We start from the raw sequence: 14,850 nt of genomic DNA, 5'->3' as shown, positions 1-14,850 counted from the left end.
TCAGATCATCGGTTTGCCGCCGGTCACGGCAATGGTGGCGCCCGAGACATAGCTCGACATCGGCTCGGCCAGCATGACATAGGCCGTGGCCAGCTCGACCGGCTGCGCCGGGCGCTGCATCGGATAGTCGGCGCCGAAGCGGGACACGTCCTCGGGCGACATGCTGGCGGGGATCAGCGGCGTCCAGACCGGCCCCGGCGCCACCGCATTCACCCTGATGCGGCGTTCGGCCAGCATCTGCGCCAGCCCGGTGGTGAAGTTCTGGATCGCGCCCTTGGTGGTGGCATAGGCCAGCAGCTTGGGATTGGGCTTGTCGGCATTGATCGAGGCGGTGTTGATGATCGCCGCCCCTTCCGGCATGTGCGGCACCGCCGCCTTGGTCAGGTAGAAGATCGCGTCGATATTCACGGCGAAGGTGCGGCGCCATTCCTCGTCGGGGATTTCCTCGATCTTGTCGAACAGCCTCTGATGCGCGGCGTTGTTGACCAGGATGTCGATGCGGCCGAAGCGCTCGACCACCTGGGCCACGAGCGTGCGGCAATGCCCGGGATCGGCGATGTCTCCGGGGATGGACAGGCAGTCGCGCCCGGCCTCGCGCACCAGTTCCGCCGTGCTGGCGGCATCCTCGGCCTCGTCCAGCCAGGACAGCGCCAGATCGGCGCCCTCGCGGGCATAGGCGATGGCGACGGCGCGGCCGATGCCGCTGTCGCCGCCGGTGATCAGCGCCACCTTGCCCTCCAGCCGGCCGGTGCCCTTCCAGCTTTCCTCGCCATGGTCGGGACGCGGGTTCATCTTCCGGAAGCTGCCGGGCAGCGATTGCTGCTGTTCCGGAAAGGGTGGCTTGGGATAATCGCTCATCGGTCGGGCCTTTCGTCAGGATGCGGATCGCCGGGCTGCTTGTTGCCGTTGCCAAGGCGGTTCGGGTCTTCGGTGACGGCACTGGCCGGGTCCATGCGCTGCTGGCGCTGGTCGAGCACATGCGGCGCCGGATGGCGCAGCCGCTCGACCGCCGTAAGCGGCGGTTCGCGCGGCGTCCCGGCCATGCCGGAGAGGGGCGCATAACCCTCGCGGGTCGTCGATGTTCCCGCAGCGCCGCGGTCAAGTCTCCGCGCTGCGATCAGCCCCAGGGACAGGCCGACGCCCACGGCGGCCAACCCGGCGAGGACGCCCCAGGGCGGCAGCACCAGCTCCCATCCCGGGCGCAGACGGGCGGGCATCAGCCCGTAATCGACCAGCCCGGCCATTGCCGCCGTGGCCAGTCCGGCCGTCCAGCCCAGCCAGGCGCCGCCCTGCGCCGCCCGGCGGATCAGCAGCACCGCCACCGCCGCCCAGAAGAAGCACGAGGCGATATGGATGGCGGCGCCAAGGCCGGTATGCGCAAGATCCAGCGCGGTCACGCCGGCGGCCTCGGGACCGTGCAGACCGTGGCTGGTGGCGTTCAGCGGCATCCAGACCGGCAGGCCGCGACCGGCGGCCAGCGCGCCCAGCACCAAGGCGGACAGCAGCGCGGCGCAGAGCGCGGCCAGCGGCCAGGCCCGGTCGAAGCCGGCCATGGCGATCCGCCGCGGGGTCGGATGGAATACGGAAGGGGGCGTGGGACGGGACATGGGCTTTCTCCGTTCCTGTTTCCTTCCGAACCGTTTCCTCGGCGCTTTGTTCCCGGGAACAAACCTGGCCTTTGCCGGTTTGGGGCACCTTGACCAGCTTCTTGGCGATCCGTGCCATGACGCGCTGAAGGGCCGCTATTCCGTGCCGAGCGGCAGATCCCGAAGGCGCTGCGCGGCAAGACCGGCCCGGCCATCGCCGGTCTCATCAAGAAGGCGGCGGCGCTGTTCGAGCAGGGTCCGGAGGAGGAAACCTGAACCGTCCAGCTACTGACCGAAATCGCCGAGAGCGAGGCGAACCGCGAAGCGGCCTGAGGGCAGGCGGATGGGCGATAGCCGTCGCCCGCCGCGCGTGATTGCCAAAGGCGGCACCGCGCCCTTTGCGGCCGTCATCCGGCCATGACGCCGGGACCGGGGCGAACGAGGTTCCGGCCGGCTTTGCCCCCGGCCGCGCCGGCAGCCCCGTCCCGTCCTTACAACGCGGGTTCCAGGGTTTTTCTGAGCATGGCGCGGGCGCGGTTGACGCGGCTCTTGATGGTGCCGATGTCGCAGTCGAGGATGCGGGCGGCGTCGAGATAGGTTTCGCCAAGCGCGCCGACCAGGATGATCGCCTCGCGGTAGTGGCGCGGCATCTCGATCAGCGCCGAGCGCATCTCGCTGGCCCGGATGTGCCATTCCTGGTCGGGCCGGACCTGCGGCAACGCCGAGGCGCAGTCGGCCGCGCCGGTGCGCTCGCGCGCCGCCTTCTGGCAATTGGTGAAGAAGCGGTTGCGCATGATGGTGAAAAGCCAGGCGCGCATGTTGGTGCCGGGCCGGTAGCGATGGGCGTTCTCGATGGCGCGCAGCAAGGTTTCCTGGACCAGGTCCTCGGCATCGGGGACCGAGCGGCAGAGTGCGCGCGCATAGGCCCGAAGCGCGGGGATGTGGCCGATGATGTCATCCGACATGGCAGTGCTTCACGCTCCTCGAAGGTTCGGTTCGGCGGTTCGTTCGGTGGCGGGCCGGCCGTCCCGGGCGGGGCCTGCGGTGCCGGTTCCGGTGCCGAGTCAATGCCGCCGCGCCGGGATGGTTCCGCGCGCATGCCGCCGGGCGGCTGGAAGCGGCCGAAGCCGGGAGGCCCCGGGGGCGGACCGCCTCAGGCGGTGCCGTTCCCGCCGTCGCGCCGGCGATCCGCGCCGCGGTCGGCCGGGTCGCCTTCGCCGCCGGCTTTCCTGTGGGCGCGCTGGCCGGTCTGGCCCAGCCGGGCCGCCTCGAGTGCCGCCTCGAGGCGCTGTGCCAAGGCGTGCAGCCGCGGCGAGATCGGTTCCCTTGCCGTCTGCGCCAGCAGCTCGCAGAGCGCCGCGTCGAGTTCGGGATCGACCACCGGGCTGCTTTCGCTGTTGGCCATCAGGGCTCTCCATGCTCTTTCGACTATACATATCTTAATCGAAGCGCGCGGCTTGGCGAGCCTTGCCGACCTGAATATTCCGACAGTGTTGCCGTGCCGGTTGCTTGGCCCCACGGCATGGGGCGGTCGCATGGCGCGCGACAGCAAGCCGGCCGGCAAGGCCGCGGTTCTTATTCCGGCACGGGAACGGAGCCGCCGGGAGGCCGATCTGGCCGGCCGGCGGCCCTAGTCCGGCAGGGCGACCGGGCCGATGGCCGGCCACAGGTCGCCCGGCCCCGGATTCTCGGCATGGCAGGCGCCGCCCAGATGCGCCATCACCCCCCAGACGGCATTGAGCGCGGTCTGCACCGCGCCCTCGACCCAGGCCGGGGTCCAGCTGATGCCGTCGCCGGCCAGGAAGATGCCCCGCTGCTCGGGCGGCATGTCGGCCTGCATGAAATGCCCGTACATGCGATGGTTATAGCGATAATGGCCGGGCAGCGCCCCCTTGAAGGCGCCCAGGAAATTCTCGTCGCTTTCCCAGCTGACGCAGATCGGGTTGCCGCGGATATGGCTGCGGATGTCCACGCCCGGATAGACCTTCTCGAGCGCGTCCAGCGCCAGCGCGATGCGCTTTTCCGGGGCCAGCGGCAGCACCTTCAGCGCGTCGGTCATCCAGGAATAGCTCAGGCAGATCACCGCCGGCCGGTCGGGGCCGTTGTCGAAGAAATAGCTGCCTCGGGTCAGCCGGTCGGTCAGGGTCATCGACAGGATCGGCCGGCCGGTCGCCGGGTCGATGTCCTTCCAGAACGGCCGGTCCACCATTACGAAACTTTTCGCCGCCTGCATATAGCGGGTGCGGTCCAGCGCCATCCACAGCTTCTGGTCGAAAAGCGCCTCCTCGACCGCGACCGAGGTGGTCAGCAGATGGCTCTGGCAGGTCGCCAGCACCGCGGCATAGTCGCGGGCATTGCCCCATTGGTCGGTCACGGTGAAGCCGCCGCCCCGGCGTGCGATGCGGCAGGCCCGCCCCAGCGTCGCGCCGCCGTTCAGGCCCGCCAGGGTGGTACCCGCCGGCCAATGCGCGCAGACCGCCGGCTGGCGCCACAGCCGATGCAGCACGGTCTCGACCCCGCCTAGGATGAAGTGCTGGTTGTCGTCGAGTTCCAGCAGGTTGACGCGCAGGATCTCCAGCATCGAGTTCGGGAAGTCGCTGTCCCAGCCGCCGGTGCCGAAACCGACCTGGCCGAAGACCTCGCGGTGGCGGAAGCTCAGCGCCTGGAAGGCCCGCGACGAGGCGACGAAATCGTAGAAGGTCCGTTCGTCCCATTGCGCGACCAGCGGATCCCAAAGCCGCTTGAGGCCCGGCACGTCGCGCTCGCGCACCGCCTGCTGGAGCGCGGCGAAATCGGCATGTTCATTGAGCGCGGCGCGATAGGCGGCCGCGACCTCGTGGTAAAGCCGGGGCAGGTCGTCCAGGGTGCGGGCGAAATGCGTCTCGCCCTCCAGGTCGATGACGGTCGAGCCGGCGGCCGGGGTCAGCGGATTGGGAAACGGGGCGCTGTCGAGCCCGACCAGATCGACGTAATGGTAAAAACCGGTCGAGGAGACCGGGAAGCGCATGCCGCCCAGTTCCGCGACGATGTCCTCGGTGCCCTCGAAGATCTCGGAACGCAGCCGGCCGCCGAAGCGGGCCGATTCATAAAGGATCGGTCGCAGGCCCAGCTTCATCAGTTCATGCCCGGCGATGATGCCGGCGGCGCCGGCGCCGATGACCGCGACCTCGGTGCCCAGGCGCTCGGGCGGGATGGTGCCCAGCCCGGCCGGGTGGCGCAGCCAGTCGTCATAGGCAAAGGGGAAGACGGGGCCGAAGGCGGTGACCGGCCTGCTATCGCTCATGCGCTGCTCCGTAAGAGGCGGGACCGGATGGTCAAAATCCGCGGATCGTCTAGACTGCGGGCGGATTATGGGCATGAGAGGGGTCCGAAGTGAAGCTTGCACTCTGGCAAGCGGCGCCGACAAATGGCCGGATCGACGAGGTTTTTTCGGCGATCTGTCGGCAGTTGCAGGCCGCCTCGGCGGCGGGCGCGGCGATTCTGGTCCTGCCCGAGCTGATCCTGCCCGGCTACAACCGTCCCGACCTGCACGCCGCGCTGGCCCAGACGCTGGACGGGGAATGGATCGGCCGGCTGCGGGCGATGGCGCGCGCGGCGGGCTGCGGCCTGTGCCTCGGCTGGGCCGAACGCGAGGGGGGCGCGGTCTACAACGCCGCCACTGCCATCGGCGCGGATGGCGCGATCCTGGCGCATTACCGCAAGGTCCAGCTTTACGGCGCGATGGAGCGGGCGGGCTTTGCGCGCGGCGCCGCGCTGGCGCCGGTCTTTGCCCTGGACGGCCGGCCGGCGGCGCTGCTGATCTGCTACGATATCGAATTCGCCGGCCATGCCGCGGCGCTGGCGGAAGCGGGTGCCCGGCTGCTGCTGGTGCCGACCGCCAATCCCCTGGGATTCGAGCATGTGCCGCGGGCGCTGGTGCCGGCCCGCGCCCATGAAAGCGACGCGGTGGTGGCCTATGCGAATTACGCCGGGACCGAGGGCGGCCTGCGCTTCGGCGGCCTTTCGGTCATCGCCGGGCCCGACGGGCAGCCGCTGGCCACGGCCGGCGCGCAGGGCGAGGCGCTGCTGGTCGTCGATCTGGCCGCCGCCGATGCCGTCCCTGCCGAGGGCCGGCCGGTGCGGGGGGAATACCGCCCGGCCCGGATTGCCGGCCCCCCGGTTGGGTCGAAACCGTGACGCCCGGCCCGCGGCAAGCCGATTCCTGCGGCCCCGGCCTTAGGCCGGCTGTATGCCTCTCAGCTCCTGACCAACCATGATCCTGCATTCCCAGCCCAATCTTCGCGACATCCTGTTCACCGTGCAGGGCTCGATCGTGCCGGCCATCATCGGGCGGCTGGCGGTGATCGGCGCGGTCAGCGTCATCGCGGTGCTGGCGGCCAATGTGCATCCCGGCATCTTCGCCCGCATCAGCGCCATCCCCTTCACGCTGATCGGCATCGCGCTGTCGGTGTTCATGAGCTTTCGCAACGGCACCTGCTATGCCCGCTGGTGGGAGGGGCGGCAACTCTGGGGCCAGGTGATCGTCGCCTGCCGCGGGCTGGCGCGCGCCAGCGCCGATCTGGATGCGGCCGAGCGGCGCGACCTGCTGGTCCCGGCCTGCGGTTTTGCCGCCGGACTGGCGGCGCGGTTGCGGCGCCAGGACGAGGGCGCGGCCATCGCCGCCTGGTGTCCCGGGGCCGAAACCGCCCGCCATCCCAACCCGACCGATGCGGTGCTGCAGCAGCTGGGCCGGCACCTGCTGGCGCTGGCCGCCGCCGGCCGGATCGGCGAGATCCGCTATTCGGTGCTCGAGGGCTATCTGGCGCAGCTTTCGGCGGCGCAGGCGGCCTGCGAGCGTATCGTCACCACGCCGGTGCCCTTTGCCTATTCGCTGCTCTTGCACCGCACGGCGCTGGTCTTTTGCGTGACGCTGCCCTTTGCGCTGGCCGGGTCGCTGGGGTGGTGGACGCTGCTGCCGGTGTTGCTGGTGGCCTATACCTTCTTCGGGCTCGACGCGCTTGGCCACCAGCTCGAGGATCCGTTCGGCACCGCGCCGAACGCCCTGCCGCTCGACGCGCTCACGCGCACGGTCGAGCGCGAGATGCTGGCCGCGCTCGAGGCGCAGGATCTTCCCGAGCCCGTCCCGGTCCGCGGCCATGTGCTGAGCTGAGGCGGCGCTATCCCGCCGGTCCGGCCGGGCTCCGGTCCGGCGGCCGGTAGCCCATCTCGCGGTCGATCCAGCGCATCAGCAGCGCGGCGATGCGGGATTGTTCCTCGGCGCTCAGCGCCCGACCGGCCGGGATGCCGTGCCATTTCGCCAGGCAAGCCCGGCAGCAGCAGGCCGTGGCGTGCTGGGCGACAAAGACCGGATGGCCGCGCATCGGCGTCTGCTTGCCGTCGTTGCGCGGCTGTTCGGGCGCCAGTCGGGCCGCGATCAGCTCGCGGGCATGGCGGGCGATGGTCGCGCGCCCCTTGGCATCGGCATAGGCGCGCTCCTTGGCGCCCAGATGGAAGTGGCTGCGAAACCGCGACCGCTCGAGCCGCGCGAAGATATCTTCATTCTGGCCCATCCGCGCAAGCTAGCCCGGCACGCGGCGGCGGGGAAGGCCCGGCCTCGGCCAGCAGTCGGAGACGGTGCCGCCGGGTCAGCAGCGCTTCGGTTTGCGCCAGTTCCGCCGCCTGCCGGATGCTGTCCCAGCCAAGCGCGGCGGCGCATCGACCGGCGATGGCGTCCAGGTCGCGCCCGGACAGCCGCCCGGTGACGGCGATGGCGCTGCGGCGCATGACCAGATCGGCCAGGTGAACCACGCTTTCGTGCCGGATCAGCCAGTCGAACTCGGCCAGGCTGTATTCCGGCGCGTCCTGCAGCAATTCCGGCGCCGGCCCTTCGGCGGTCAGGATCGGTCCGGCGGTGCTGCCGTAGCGATCCAGCAGCAGCGCGGCGCGCCCGGGACGGGCGCCGGTGGCGGCGGCGACGCGGGCGATCCAGCCCTGTCGCGCCGCCGGAACCCGCGGCAGGTCGCGGCCGCCGCCGATGGGCAGCGCCTGCGTGCCGATCCGCCGCGCCCGGCCAAGCCGGGCCAGCACCGTATCGGCGACCTCTTCGGCAAAGCCGCGAAAGGTGGTCCATTTGCCGCCCACCAGCGAGATGATCGGCCAGCGCCGCGCGCCCCCGGGCTCGGCCACCGGGGCGGAATGGTCGCGGCTGATCAGCCCCGGCGCGGTGCCGTCCGAGGCGGGCAGGGGACGGATGCCGGAATAGGCATAGACGATCTGGCCGCGATCGAACTGCAGGCCCGGCAGCAGGCCCTGCAACGCGGCGATGAAATAGTCGATCTCGGCATCCTCGCAGGCGACCTCGTCCGGGTCGTCGGCGCGGATGTCGGTCGAGCCGACCAGCGCCCGGCCCAGATAGTCGAAGACCAGGCAGATGCGGCCGTCATCGGCCTCGAAATAGATCATCCGGCCCTTCAGCGCCGCCAGCAGCCCGGGGTGGTCCAGCAGGATATGCGAGCCCTTGGTGCCGCCGATCAGCGTCGAGGGCGCGCCGAGCCGGGCGTTGATCCGGTCGATCCAGGGGCCGCCGGCATTGACGACGATGCGCGGGCGCAGGGCCAGCGGGCCCTGGGACGTGCCGAGCGTCACGGCGTCGCCGTCCGTGCCGACAATGGCCGTGTGGTTCAGCGCACGGCTGGCCGGGTTGGCGCGCAGCCCGTCGGCGATCAGTTCCCAGACCAGCCGCTCGGGCTGGGTCACCGTGGCGTCGTAATATTGCCCGGCGGCGACGATGCGCGGGGTCAGCGGCGGGATCTCGCGCAGCGCCCGCGCCCGCGACCACAGTTGATGGCGCGGCATGACCCGGTGGCGGCGGCCGTAGAAATCATACATGGCCAGGCCGATCTTCATCAGCACCGCGCCGCGGCTGCGGGGCGCGGTGGTCGAGCCGAAAAGCGTGCGCAAGGCGGCGGGAATGCCCCGGAGCCAGGAAAAGATCGGGATCACCGTCGGCAGCGGCCGCACCAGATGCGGAGCGTTCTTCAAGAGCAGGTTGCGCTCCAGCGTCGATTGCGCGACCAGCCGCAATTCGCCGGTTTCCAGGTATTTGATGCCGCCATGGATCAGCCGCGACGGCGCTGCCGAGGTGCCGCCGCCGAAATCGCCCTTGTCCGCGATCACGCAGGTCACGCCCTGTTCGCACAGATCGCGAAACAGCCCGGCGCCGTTCACCCCGGCGCCCAGGATCAGCACGTCGATGTCTTGGGTCATGTCCTAGCCTTCGTTCGGGGCCAGCGCCTCGATCCGCGGCCAGAGCGGGGCGAGGGCCAGGGTCAGGTCGGTGAACAGCGCATAACGCTGGGCCAGCGCGGCGCTGCGCCCGGGTTCGGGACGATGGCAGCGGATCAGCGCCGCCATGTCGCGCGGATCGTGGCGCGGGCTCTGGTAAAGCCCGACCGCCGCGCCGGCGCAAAGCGCCGCGCCCCAGGCGGCGGCCTCGTCGGTGTCCGAGGTGCTGACCGGCATTCCCAAAGCATCGGCAAAAAGCTGTGCGAACAAGGGACTGCGGGATATTCCTCCGGTCAGTCGAGCCTCGGTCGGCTGAAACCCCTCGCGCAGGGCATCGACATGGATGCGGTGGTTGAAGGCGATGCCCTCGATCACCGCGCGCAGCAGGTCGCCGCGATCCTGCCAGCCGCGCAGCCCGAAGAAGCCGGCGCTGGCCGTGGGGCCCAGCGGTGAGCCGAACAGGAACGGATGGAAAAGCGCGGTCGAGGGACGGGCCATGGCGGCCTCGATCTCGGGGATGATTTCGGCGTGGAAGGCGCGGCTCTCGGCCTCGGCCGCGCGGCGCTCGGCCCCGCAGAGCGTGTCGAGGAACCAGTCGTAATTCGCTGCCGATGCGGGCGAGATCGACATGGCGTTCCACTCGCCGGGCTCCAGCCCGTTGCGGCAGAACCAGCGCGGATCGACCCTGGGCACGGCCGAGATGGTCTCGTTGATCGAATAGGTGCCGGCGACGATGGCGACGGTGCCGGGCGTGTGGCCGCCGGCGCCAAGCGCCGAGGCGGTGACGTCGTGCAGACCGGCAGCGACGGGCGTGCCGGCGACAAGGCCGGTCGCCGCGGCGGCCTCGGGGGTGACATGGCCGGCGACGGCGCCGGGCGGCAGGATCGACGGCAGCGTCCCGGCCAGCGGCTGAAGCCCGAACAGCGGCAGGATGTCGGGCGCGTAGCGCTGGGTCGCGACATCGGTGAAGGAGGTGCTGGCCTCGGTCAGGTCGGTGGCGATGCGGCCGGTCAGGCAAAAGCGCAGCCAGTCCTTGCAGGCCAGCACATGCGCGATGCGGGCAAACCGTTCGGGCTCGTGGTCGCGCATCCAGGCCAGCAGCGCCGAGGGGGCCGAGGCATGCGGCGTCTGCCCGGTCCGCAGCAGCGCGCGTTCGGCGGTGCCATCGGCCTGCCAACCGGCGACAACCGCGCCGGCGCGGCTGTCCAGCGACAGGATGCCATGGCCCAGCGGGTGGGCGTCGCCGTCCAGCACATAGACGCCGTCGCCATGCGCCGTCGCCGCCACGGCGGCGATGGCGCCGGCCGGCCGGCCGCAGGCGGCGACCGCCTCGGCGATGGCGGCGGCGGTCTGGGTCCAGAGCAGGTCCATGTCGCGTTCGACATGGCGCGGGCGCGGCATCAGTTGCGGCACGCGCCGCCGCGCCACGGCCAGCACCCGCCCGGTTTCGTCGAAGATCACCGCCTTGGTGACGGTCAGTCCGTTGTCGATGCCAAGCAGCAGGGGCATGGGCGGTCCCGGATGATGTGATCGCGCCCGGCGCTGTCGCGGCCGGGCCGGCAGGGGCAGAAGGCGGACGGAGGCGCGCGGCGGCAGGGCCGCGCGCCCGCTGTTCTTATTGTTCCAGTACGAAGGGGGCGGTGTATTTGTCCGCGTTGTCCTTGGTGATCAGGAAGCAGTCGAAGAGCTGCTTTTCGGTATCCACCCCGGTCTTGCCGGTCTTGATGACGGCATCGGCCTGCTTGACCGCCTCGGCCGAGAAGATCGCCACCGGCTGCAGCACGGTGTATTGCAGCTCGCCGGCCTTGACCGCCTCGACCGCGTCGGGCGAGCCGTCGAAACCGCCGACCTTCACCGCGTCCAGCTTGCCGGCTTCCTTCAGCGCGGCGATGGCCCCCAGCGCCATCTCGTCATTGCCCGAGATCACGCCGTTGATGTCCGGATTCGCCTGCAACAGCGACTGCATTTTCTGATAGCCTTGGGTGCGGTCCCAGTTCGCGACCTCCTGGCCCACCTTCTGCAGGTCGGGATACTGGCTCAGTACGGTCTCGAAGCCGTTCGAGCGGGTCTGGGCGTTGTTGTCCGAGGGCGCGCCGAACAGTTCCACATATTTGCCCTTGTCGCCCACGGTCTCGACCCAGGCCTGGGCGCCCAGAGCCGCGCCCTGCGCGTTGTTCGAGACGAGCTGCGCCTTGGCCAGCCCTTCCTGGTTGATCTCGGCATTGACCAGGATCACCGGGATGTTCGCGGCCACGGCCTTCTGCACCGCACCGACCGAGCCGTCGGCATTGGCCGGGTCCAGGATGATCGCCACCGACTTGTTGGTGATCGCGGTGTCGATCAGCGTGCTTTCGGTGTTGGTGTCGCCGCGATGCGCGGCCACGTTGGCGGTATAGCCCAGCTCCTCGGCGGTTTTCTTGGCGACCTCGCCCTCGGTGAACCAATAGGGGTTCGCGGGGTCGTTGACGATGATGGTGATCAGCCCCTCGGCCGATGCCGCAGCCGCCATCAGCGGAATCGAGGCAGCGGCGGCAAGCAGCGCGCGGCGGGTCATTTTGAACATGGGTCTCACTCCCTTGGGGTTGGTTCACTGCCCTGCGGCAGGCTTTCGCCGGGCGGGTGTTCCGCCCGGCGGGAAGGTCCGGCGGGGTCAGCCCTTGCGGGTGCCGCGCCCGTATTGGATCGAGTTCATCAGCACGGCGAGCACGATCACCGCGCCGGTGAACACGGTCTGCCAGTAGGAGCTGACGCCGATGATGACGAGGCCCGCCGACAGGAAGCCGATGACGAAGGCGCCCAGCATGGTGCCGCGCACCGTGCCGCGCCCGCCGGTCAGGGCAGCGCCGCCGATCACCACCGCCGCGATGGCGGTCAGCTCATAGGTGGTGCCGGCGGTCGGCCCGGCCGAGGTCAGCTGCGAGCTGAGCACCAGCCCGGCAATCGCCGCCAGGGCGCCCGAGATGGTGTAGACGGCGATCTTGACGCGCCGGGTCGGCACGCCCGACAGTTCGGCCGCGCGCTCGTTGCCGCCCGAGGCATAGAGCCAGCGCCCGAAGGCCGAGCGCGACAGCATCAGCCCCGCCAGCACGGCGACGGTCGCCAGCACGATGACCGAGATCGGGATGCCGGCGATGCGGTTGAAGCCCAGCCAGCTGAAGCCGGTATTGCCGAGGTCCGGATTGCCGCGCAGGTTGTTGTAGGTCAGCCCGTTGGTCATCAGCAGGGCGACGCCGCGCGCGACATACATCACCCCCAGCGTGGCGACGAAGGGCGGCACCTTGAAGATCGAGATCAGCACCCCGTTCAGCGCCCCCACCGCCGCGCCCACGGTGACGGTCAGCACCACCACCGCCCAGACCGGCGGGTAAAGGATCACCCCGGCCCAGTCCAGCTCGACCCCCTGCATCATCGCGCCGGCGACCACGCCGCACAGCGCCAGGATCGAGCCGACCGACAGGTCGATGCCGCCGTTCAGGATCACCAGCAGCATGCCGACCGACAGGATGCCGTAGATGGCGACCTGGCTGGACATGATCAGGAAGTTCGACAGGGTGAAATAATTGGGCGACAGGAACGAGAACACCGCGATGATGAGGATCAGCGCGAAGAAGGCCCGGCCCTGAAGCAGGATGCGGCCCAGGCTGAAGTCGCCCTTCTTGGCCGGAGCCGGGGTTGCGGTCGTGGCAGACATGGGTTTTCCTCCCTCACATGATCCGTCAGGCAGCCACGGACTCGCCCGAGGCGGCCATGATCTTTTCCTTGGTGACGGTGGAATCGAACTCGGCCGAGATGCGGCCCTTGTGCATGACGATGATCCGGTGCGCGATGGACAGGCATTCGCTGACCTCGGACGTGGAATAGATCACGGCGAGGCCCTGTTTCGCGCCCTCGGCCAGCAGTCGGAACACCTCGGCCTTGGCGCCGATGTCGATGCCGCGCGAGGGCTCGTCCAGCATGATGACCCTGGGCCGGGTCGCCAGCATCTTGCCGATGACGACCTTTTGCTGGTTGCCGCCCGAGAGCGAGCCGATGGCGGCATGGCCGCCCGAGGTCTTGACGGTGACTTCGCGGATGCTGTCCTGGATCAGCTTCTTCTCGGCGCTGCGGCTGGTGAACAGCCCCCGCGTGAAGCGGCCGATCGAGGCCAGGGACAGGTTCTCGCCCACGGTCATGGTCTGCACGAGGCCGTCGCGCTGCCGGTCCTCGGGCACCAGCGCGAGGCCGCGCGCGATGCGTTCGGCGATCGACAGGTGCGAGATCTCGCGGCCCTCCAGCACGATCTCGCCGCCCGAGGCGGTCAGCCGGCCGGCGCAGGTTTCCAGAAGCTCGGTGCGGCCGGCGCCCATGAGGCCGTAGATGCAGACGATCTCGCCCGCGCGGACGTCCAGGGACAGCTTGTCCACCAGGTTGAAGCCGGCCGGGTCGGGCACCGAAAGATTGCGGATCGACAGCGCCACCTCGCCCATGCGGGTCGCGGGCGGCGCGCCCAGGTCGTAATTGTCGCCGACCATGTTGCGCACGATCCATTCCAGGTCGATCTCGGCGCGCGGCGCATAGGCGGTCATGGTGCCGTCGCGCAGCACCACCGCATGGTCGGTGATGGTCAGCGCCTCCTCCAGGTGGTGCGAGATATAGACGATGCTGACGCCCTTGGCGGTCAGGTCGCGGATCACCTTGAACAGCACCTCGACCTCGCTGGCCGAAAGCGCGCTGGTCGGCTCGTCCATGATCAGGATGCGGCTGTCCACCGACAGCGCGCGGGCGATCTCGACGATCTGCTGCTGGCCCAGGCGCAGCTCCTCAACCGGGGTCAGCGGGTCGATGTCCTCCTCCAGCTCTTCCATCAGGCGGCGGACCTGGCGTTCCTCCTCGGCGAAATCGACGCCGGTCGGGCCCATGATCTCGCGGCCCATGAAGATATTGTCGCGCACCGACAGGTTCGGGGCCAGGCTCAGCTCCTGGTGGATGATCGAGATGCCGCGGTCGCGCGCCTCGTTGGCGCTGGCAAAGGTCACGGGCTGGCCGTCCAGGATGATCTCGCCGGTGGTGGGCTGGATGACGCCCGACAGGATCTTCATCAGCGTGGACTTGCCGGCGCCGTTCTCGCCGAACAAGGTCGTCACCTGACCGCGATGGATGTCGAAATTCACGCCCTTCAGCGCATGGACGCTGCCATAGGACTTGGCGACGTTGCGGGCGGCCAGCACCACCTCGGCCGTATCGGGCTTGCCGGAGAGGATCTTGCTCATTTGACGCTGACCTCGACCGGGGTGATCAGCCAGTTCTTGGGATTGATCAGGCGGAAGGCGCCCACGACCTCGACGGTCTTGCCGGTCAGGTTCGCGGCGTCGATCTTGTCCAGCACCTCGGCCTTCATGGCGCGGTTGATGCCGGCGCCGGCGTTCTGGTACTCGATCTGGTTCTTGAACTTGCCGAAGGCGATGTCGCCGGGCGCGTCGCGCAGGTCGGTGCCGTTGATCGCCGGGCCGGTCTGGACGCGGACGGCGACGCCTTCGGGCAGACCCTCGACCGCCAGCGGATAGATCCCGGCCTTGGGCTCGCCCGCCGTGCCGGTCACGCGCACCGCCATGATGGCGCCGGTCGAGGCCGGGGTGCCGTATTTCGCGATGGCCGCGTCCTTGTCGGCGGCGATGGCGGCGGCGACTTCGGCGGCGTCGCCGGCCTTGGCCGTCACGGCGTCGCGGATGCGCGGGAACTCGGTCTGGCCGTAGCCGTCGGGCGAGAAGGCCTGCTGGCGCACGTCGGCGTCCGAGCCGATATGCACGACCTTGGTGTCAAGCGCGATGCCGGCCAGCACGACGGCCGCCGCGGCGATGCTGAGGATGAGCCCGCGCCGCGATGCCGCGGGGGCCTTGGGGGCGGAGCCGGTCGGGGCAGTGCTCTGGACCATGTTCAAGCCTCGATGATGGAATGTTGCGGGTCCGGCGCCTGCGCCGGGCGGCTGGTCGCGGGTCAGCCGGTCGAATCGCGGCCGGGACAG

At 69.9% G+C, this 14,850-nt stretch carries 14 protein-coding genes; 2 read left to right on the top strand and 12 right to left on the bottom strand.

Translation table 11 applies throughout. The features are described 5' to 3' along the window. The 5 genes from NBE95_RS17430 to NBE95_RS17410 form a co-directional block, all read right to left on the bottom strand. On the bottom strand, positions 1-858 hold the full coding sequence (locus tag NBE95_RS17430; RefSeq protein ID WP_289896302.1) for a glucose 1-dehydrogenase: 858 nt from the start codon (positions 856-858) through the stop codon (positions 1-3). After that, entirely contained in the window at positions 855-1,607 is a 753-nt protein-coding gene (locus NBE95_RS17425) for a hypothetical protein (protein WP_289896301.1), read from the bottom strand. Before NBE95_RS17425 ends, NBE95_RS17430 begins: the two co-directional genes overlap by 4 nt. A 470-nt stretch (positions 1,608-2,077) precedes the next feature. Further along, positions 2,078-2,551 carry a sigma-70 family RNA polymerase sigma factor gene (locus NBE95_RS17420; protein WP_289896300.1) on the bottom strand — a complete coding sequence of 158 codons (474 nt, stop codon included), beginning with the start codon at positions 2,549-2,551 and terminating at the stop codon, positions 2,078-2,080. A 188-nt stretch (positions 2,552-2,739) separates the two neighbouring features. Further along, positions 2,740-2,991: a hypothetical protein gene (locus NBE95_RS17415; protein ID WP_289896299.1), complete on the bottom strand. Its 252-nt coding sequence runs from the start codon at positions 2,989-2,991 to the stop codon at positions 2,740-2,742. Between the two features lie 225 nt (positions 2,992-3,216). Further along, positions 3,217-4,869 carry an NAD(P)/FAD-dependent oxidoreductase gene (locus NBE95_RS17410; protein ID WP_289896298.1) on the bottom strand — a complete coding sequence of 551 codons (1,653 nt, stop codon included), beginning with the start codon at positions 4,867-4,869 and terminating at the stop codon, positions 3,217-3,219. Between the two features lie 89 nt (positions 4,870-4,958). On the opposite strand from NBE95_RS17410, the gene NBE95_RS17405 reads away from it, so the two are divergent. Next, positions 4,959-5,762, top strand: coding sequence for a nitrilase-related carbon-nitrogen hydrolase (locus NBE95_RS17405; RefSeq protein WP_289896297.1), 804 nt, complete (start codon positions 4,959-4,961; stop codon positions 5,760-5,762). A gap of 76 nt (positions 5,763-5,838) precedes the next feature. Continuing rightward, positions 5,839-6,735, top strand: a complete 897-nt coding sequence (locus NBE95_RS17400) for a bestrophin family protein (RefSeq protein ID WP_289896296.1) — start codon at positions 5,839-5,841, stop codon at positions 6,733-6,735. 7 nt (positions 6,736-6,742) lie between these two features. On the opposite strand, the gene NBE95_RS17395 is transcribed toward NBE95_RS17400, so the two are convergent. From NBE95_RS17395 to NBE95_RS17365, 7 genes are all read right to left on the bottom strand, one after another. After that, positions 6,743-7,135, bottom strand: coding sequence for a DUF4186 domain-containing protein (locus tag NBE95_RS17395; protein WP_289896295.1), 393 nt, complete (start codon positions 7,133-7,135; stop codon positions 6,743-6,745). Further along, positions 7,122-8,831 (bottom strand): glycerol-3-phosphate dehydrogenase/oxidase, encoded by a 1,710-nt coding sequence (locus NBE95_RS17390; protein WP_289896294.1) that lies wholly within the window; start codon positions 8,829-8,831, stop codon positions 7,122-7,124. The genes NBE95_RS17395 and NBE95_RS17390 overlap by 14 nt, the downstream gene beginning before the upstream one ends. A gap of 3 nt (positions 8,832-8,834) precedes the next feature. Beyond that, positions 8,835-10,358: an FGGY-family carbohydrate kinase gene (locus tag NBE95_RS17385; protein ID WP_289896293.1), complete on the bottom strand. Its 1,524-nt coding sequence runs from the start codon at positions 10,356-10,358 to the stop codon at positions 8,835-8,837. 106 nt (positions 10,359-10,464) lie between these two features. Next, positions 10,465-11,412 (bottom strand): D-ribose ABC transporter substrate-binding protein, encoded by a 948-nt coding sequence (locus tag NBE95_RS17380; protein ID WP_289896292.1) that lies wholly within the window; start codon positions 11,410-11,412, stop codon positions 10,465-10,467. A gap of 87 nt (positions 11,413-11,499) precedes the next feature. Then, the gene (locus NBE95_RS17375; protein ID WP_289896291.1) at positions 11,500-12,540 is read right to left on the bottom strand and encodes an ABC transporter permease; all 1,041 of its coding nucleotides are present in this window, start codon (positions 12,538-12,540) and stop codon (positions 11,500-11,502) included. Between the two features lie 25 nt (positions 12,541-12,565). Continuing rightward, entirely contained in the window at positions 12,566-14,098 is a 1,533-nt protein-coding gene (locus tag NBE95_RS17370) for a sugar ABC transporter ATP-binding protein (protein WP_289896290.1), read from the bottom strand. Beyond that, on the bottom strand, positions 14,095-14,760 hold the full coding sequence (locus NBE95_RS17365) for a DUF2291 family protein (protein WP_289896289.1): 666 nt from the start codon (positions 14,758-14,760) through the stop codon (positions 14,095-14,097). The genes NBE95_RS17370 and NBE95_RS17365 overlap by 4 nt, the downstream gene beginning before the upstream one ends. Positions 14,761-14,850 lie beyond the last annotated feature (90 nt).

The organism is Paracoccus sp. TOH (assembly GCF_030388245.1).
Taxonomy (GTDB): domain Bacteria; phylum Pseudomonadota; class Alphaproteobacteria; order Rhodobacterales; family Rhodobacteraceae; genus Paracoccus; species Paracoccus simplex.
This window is presented reverse-complemented; position numbering and strand designations above follow the sequence as displayed.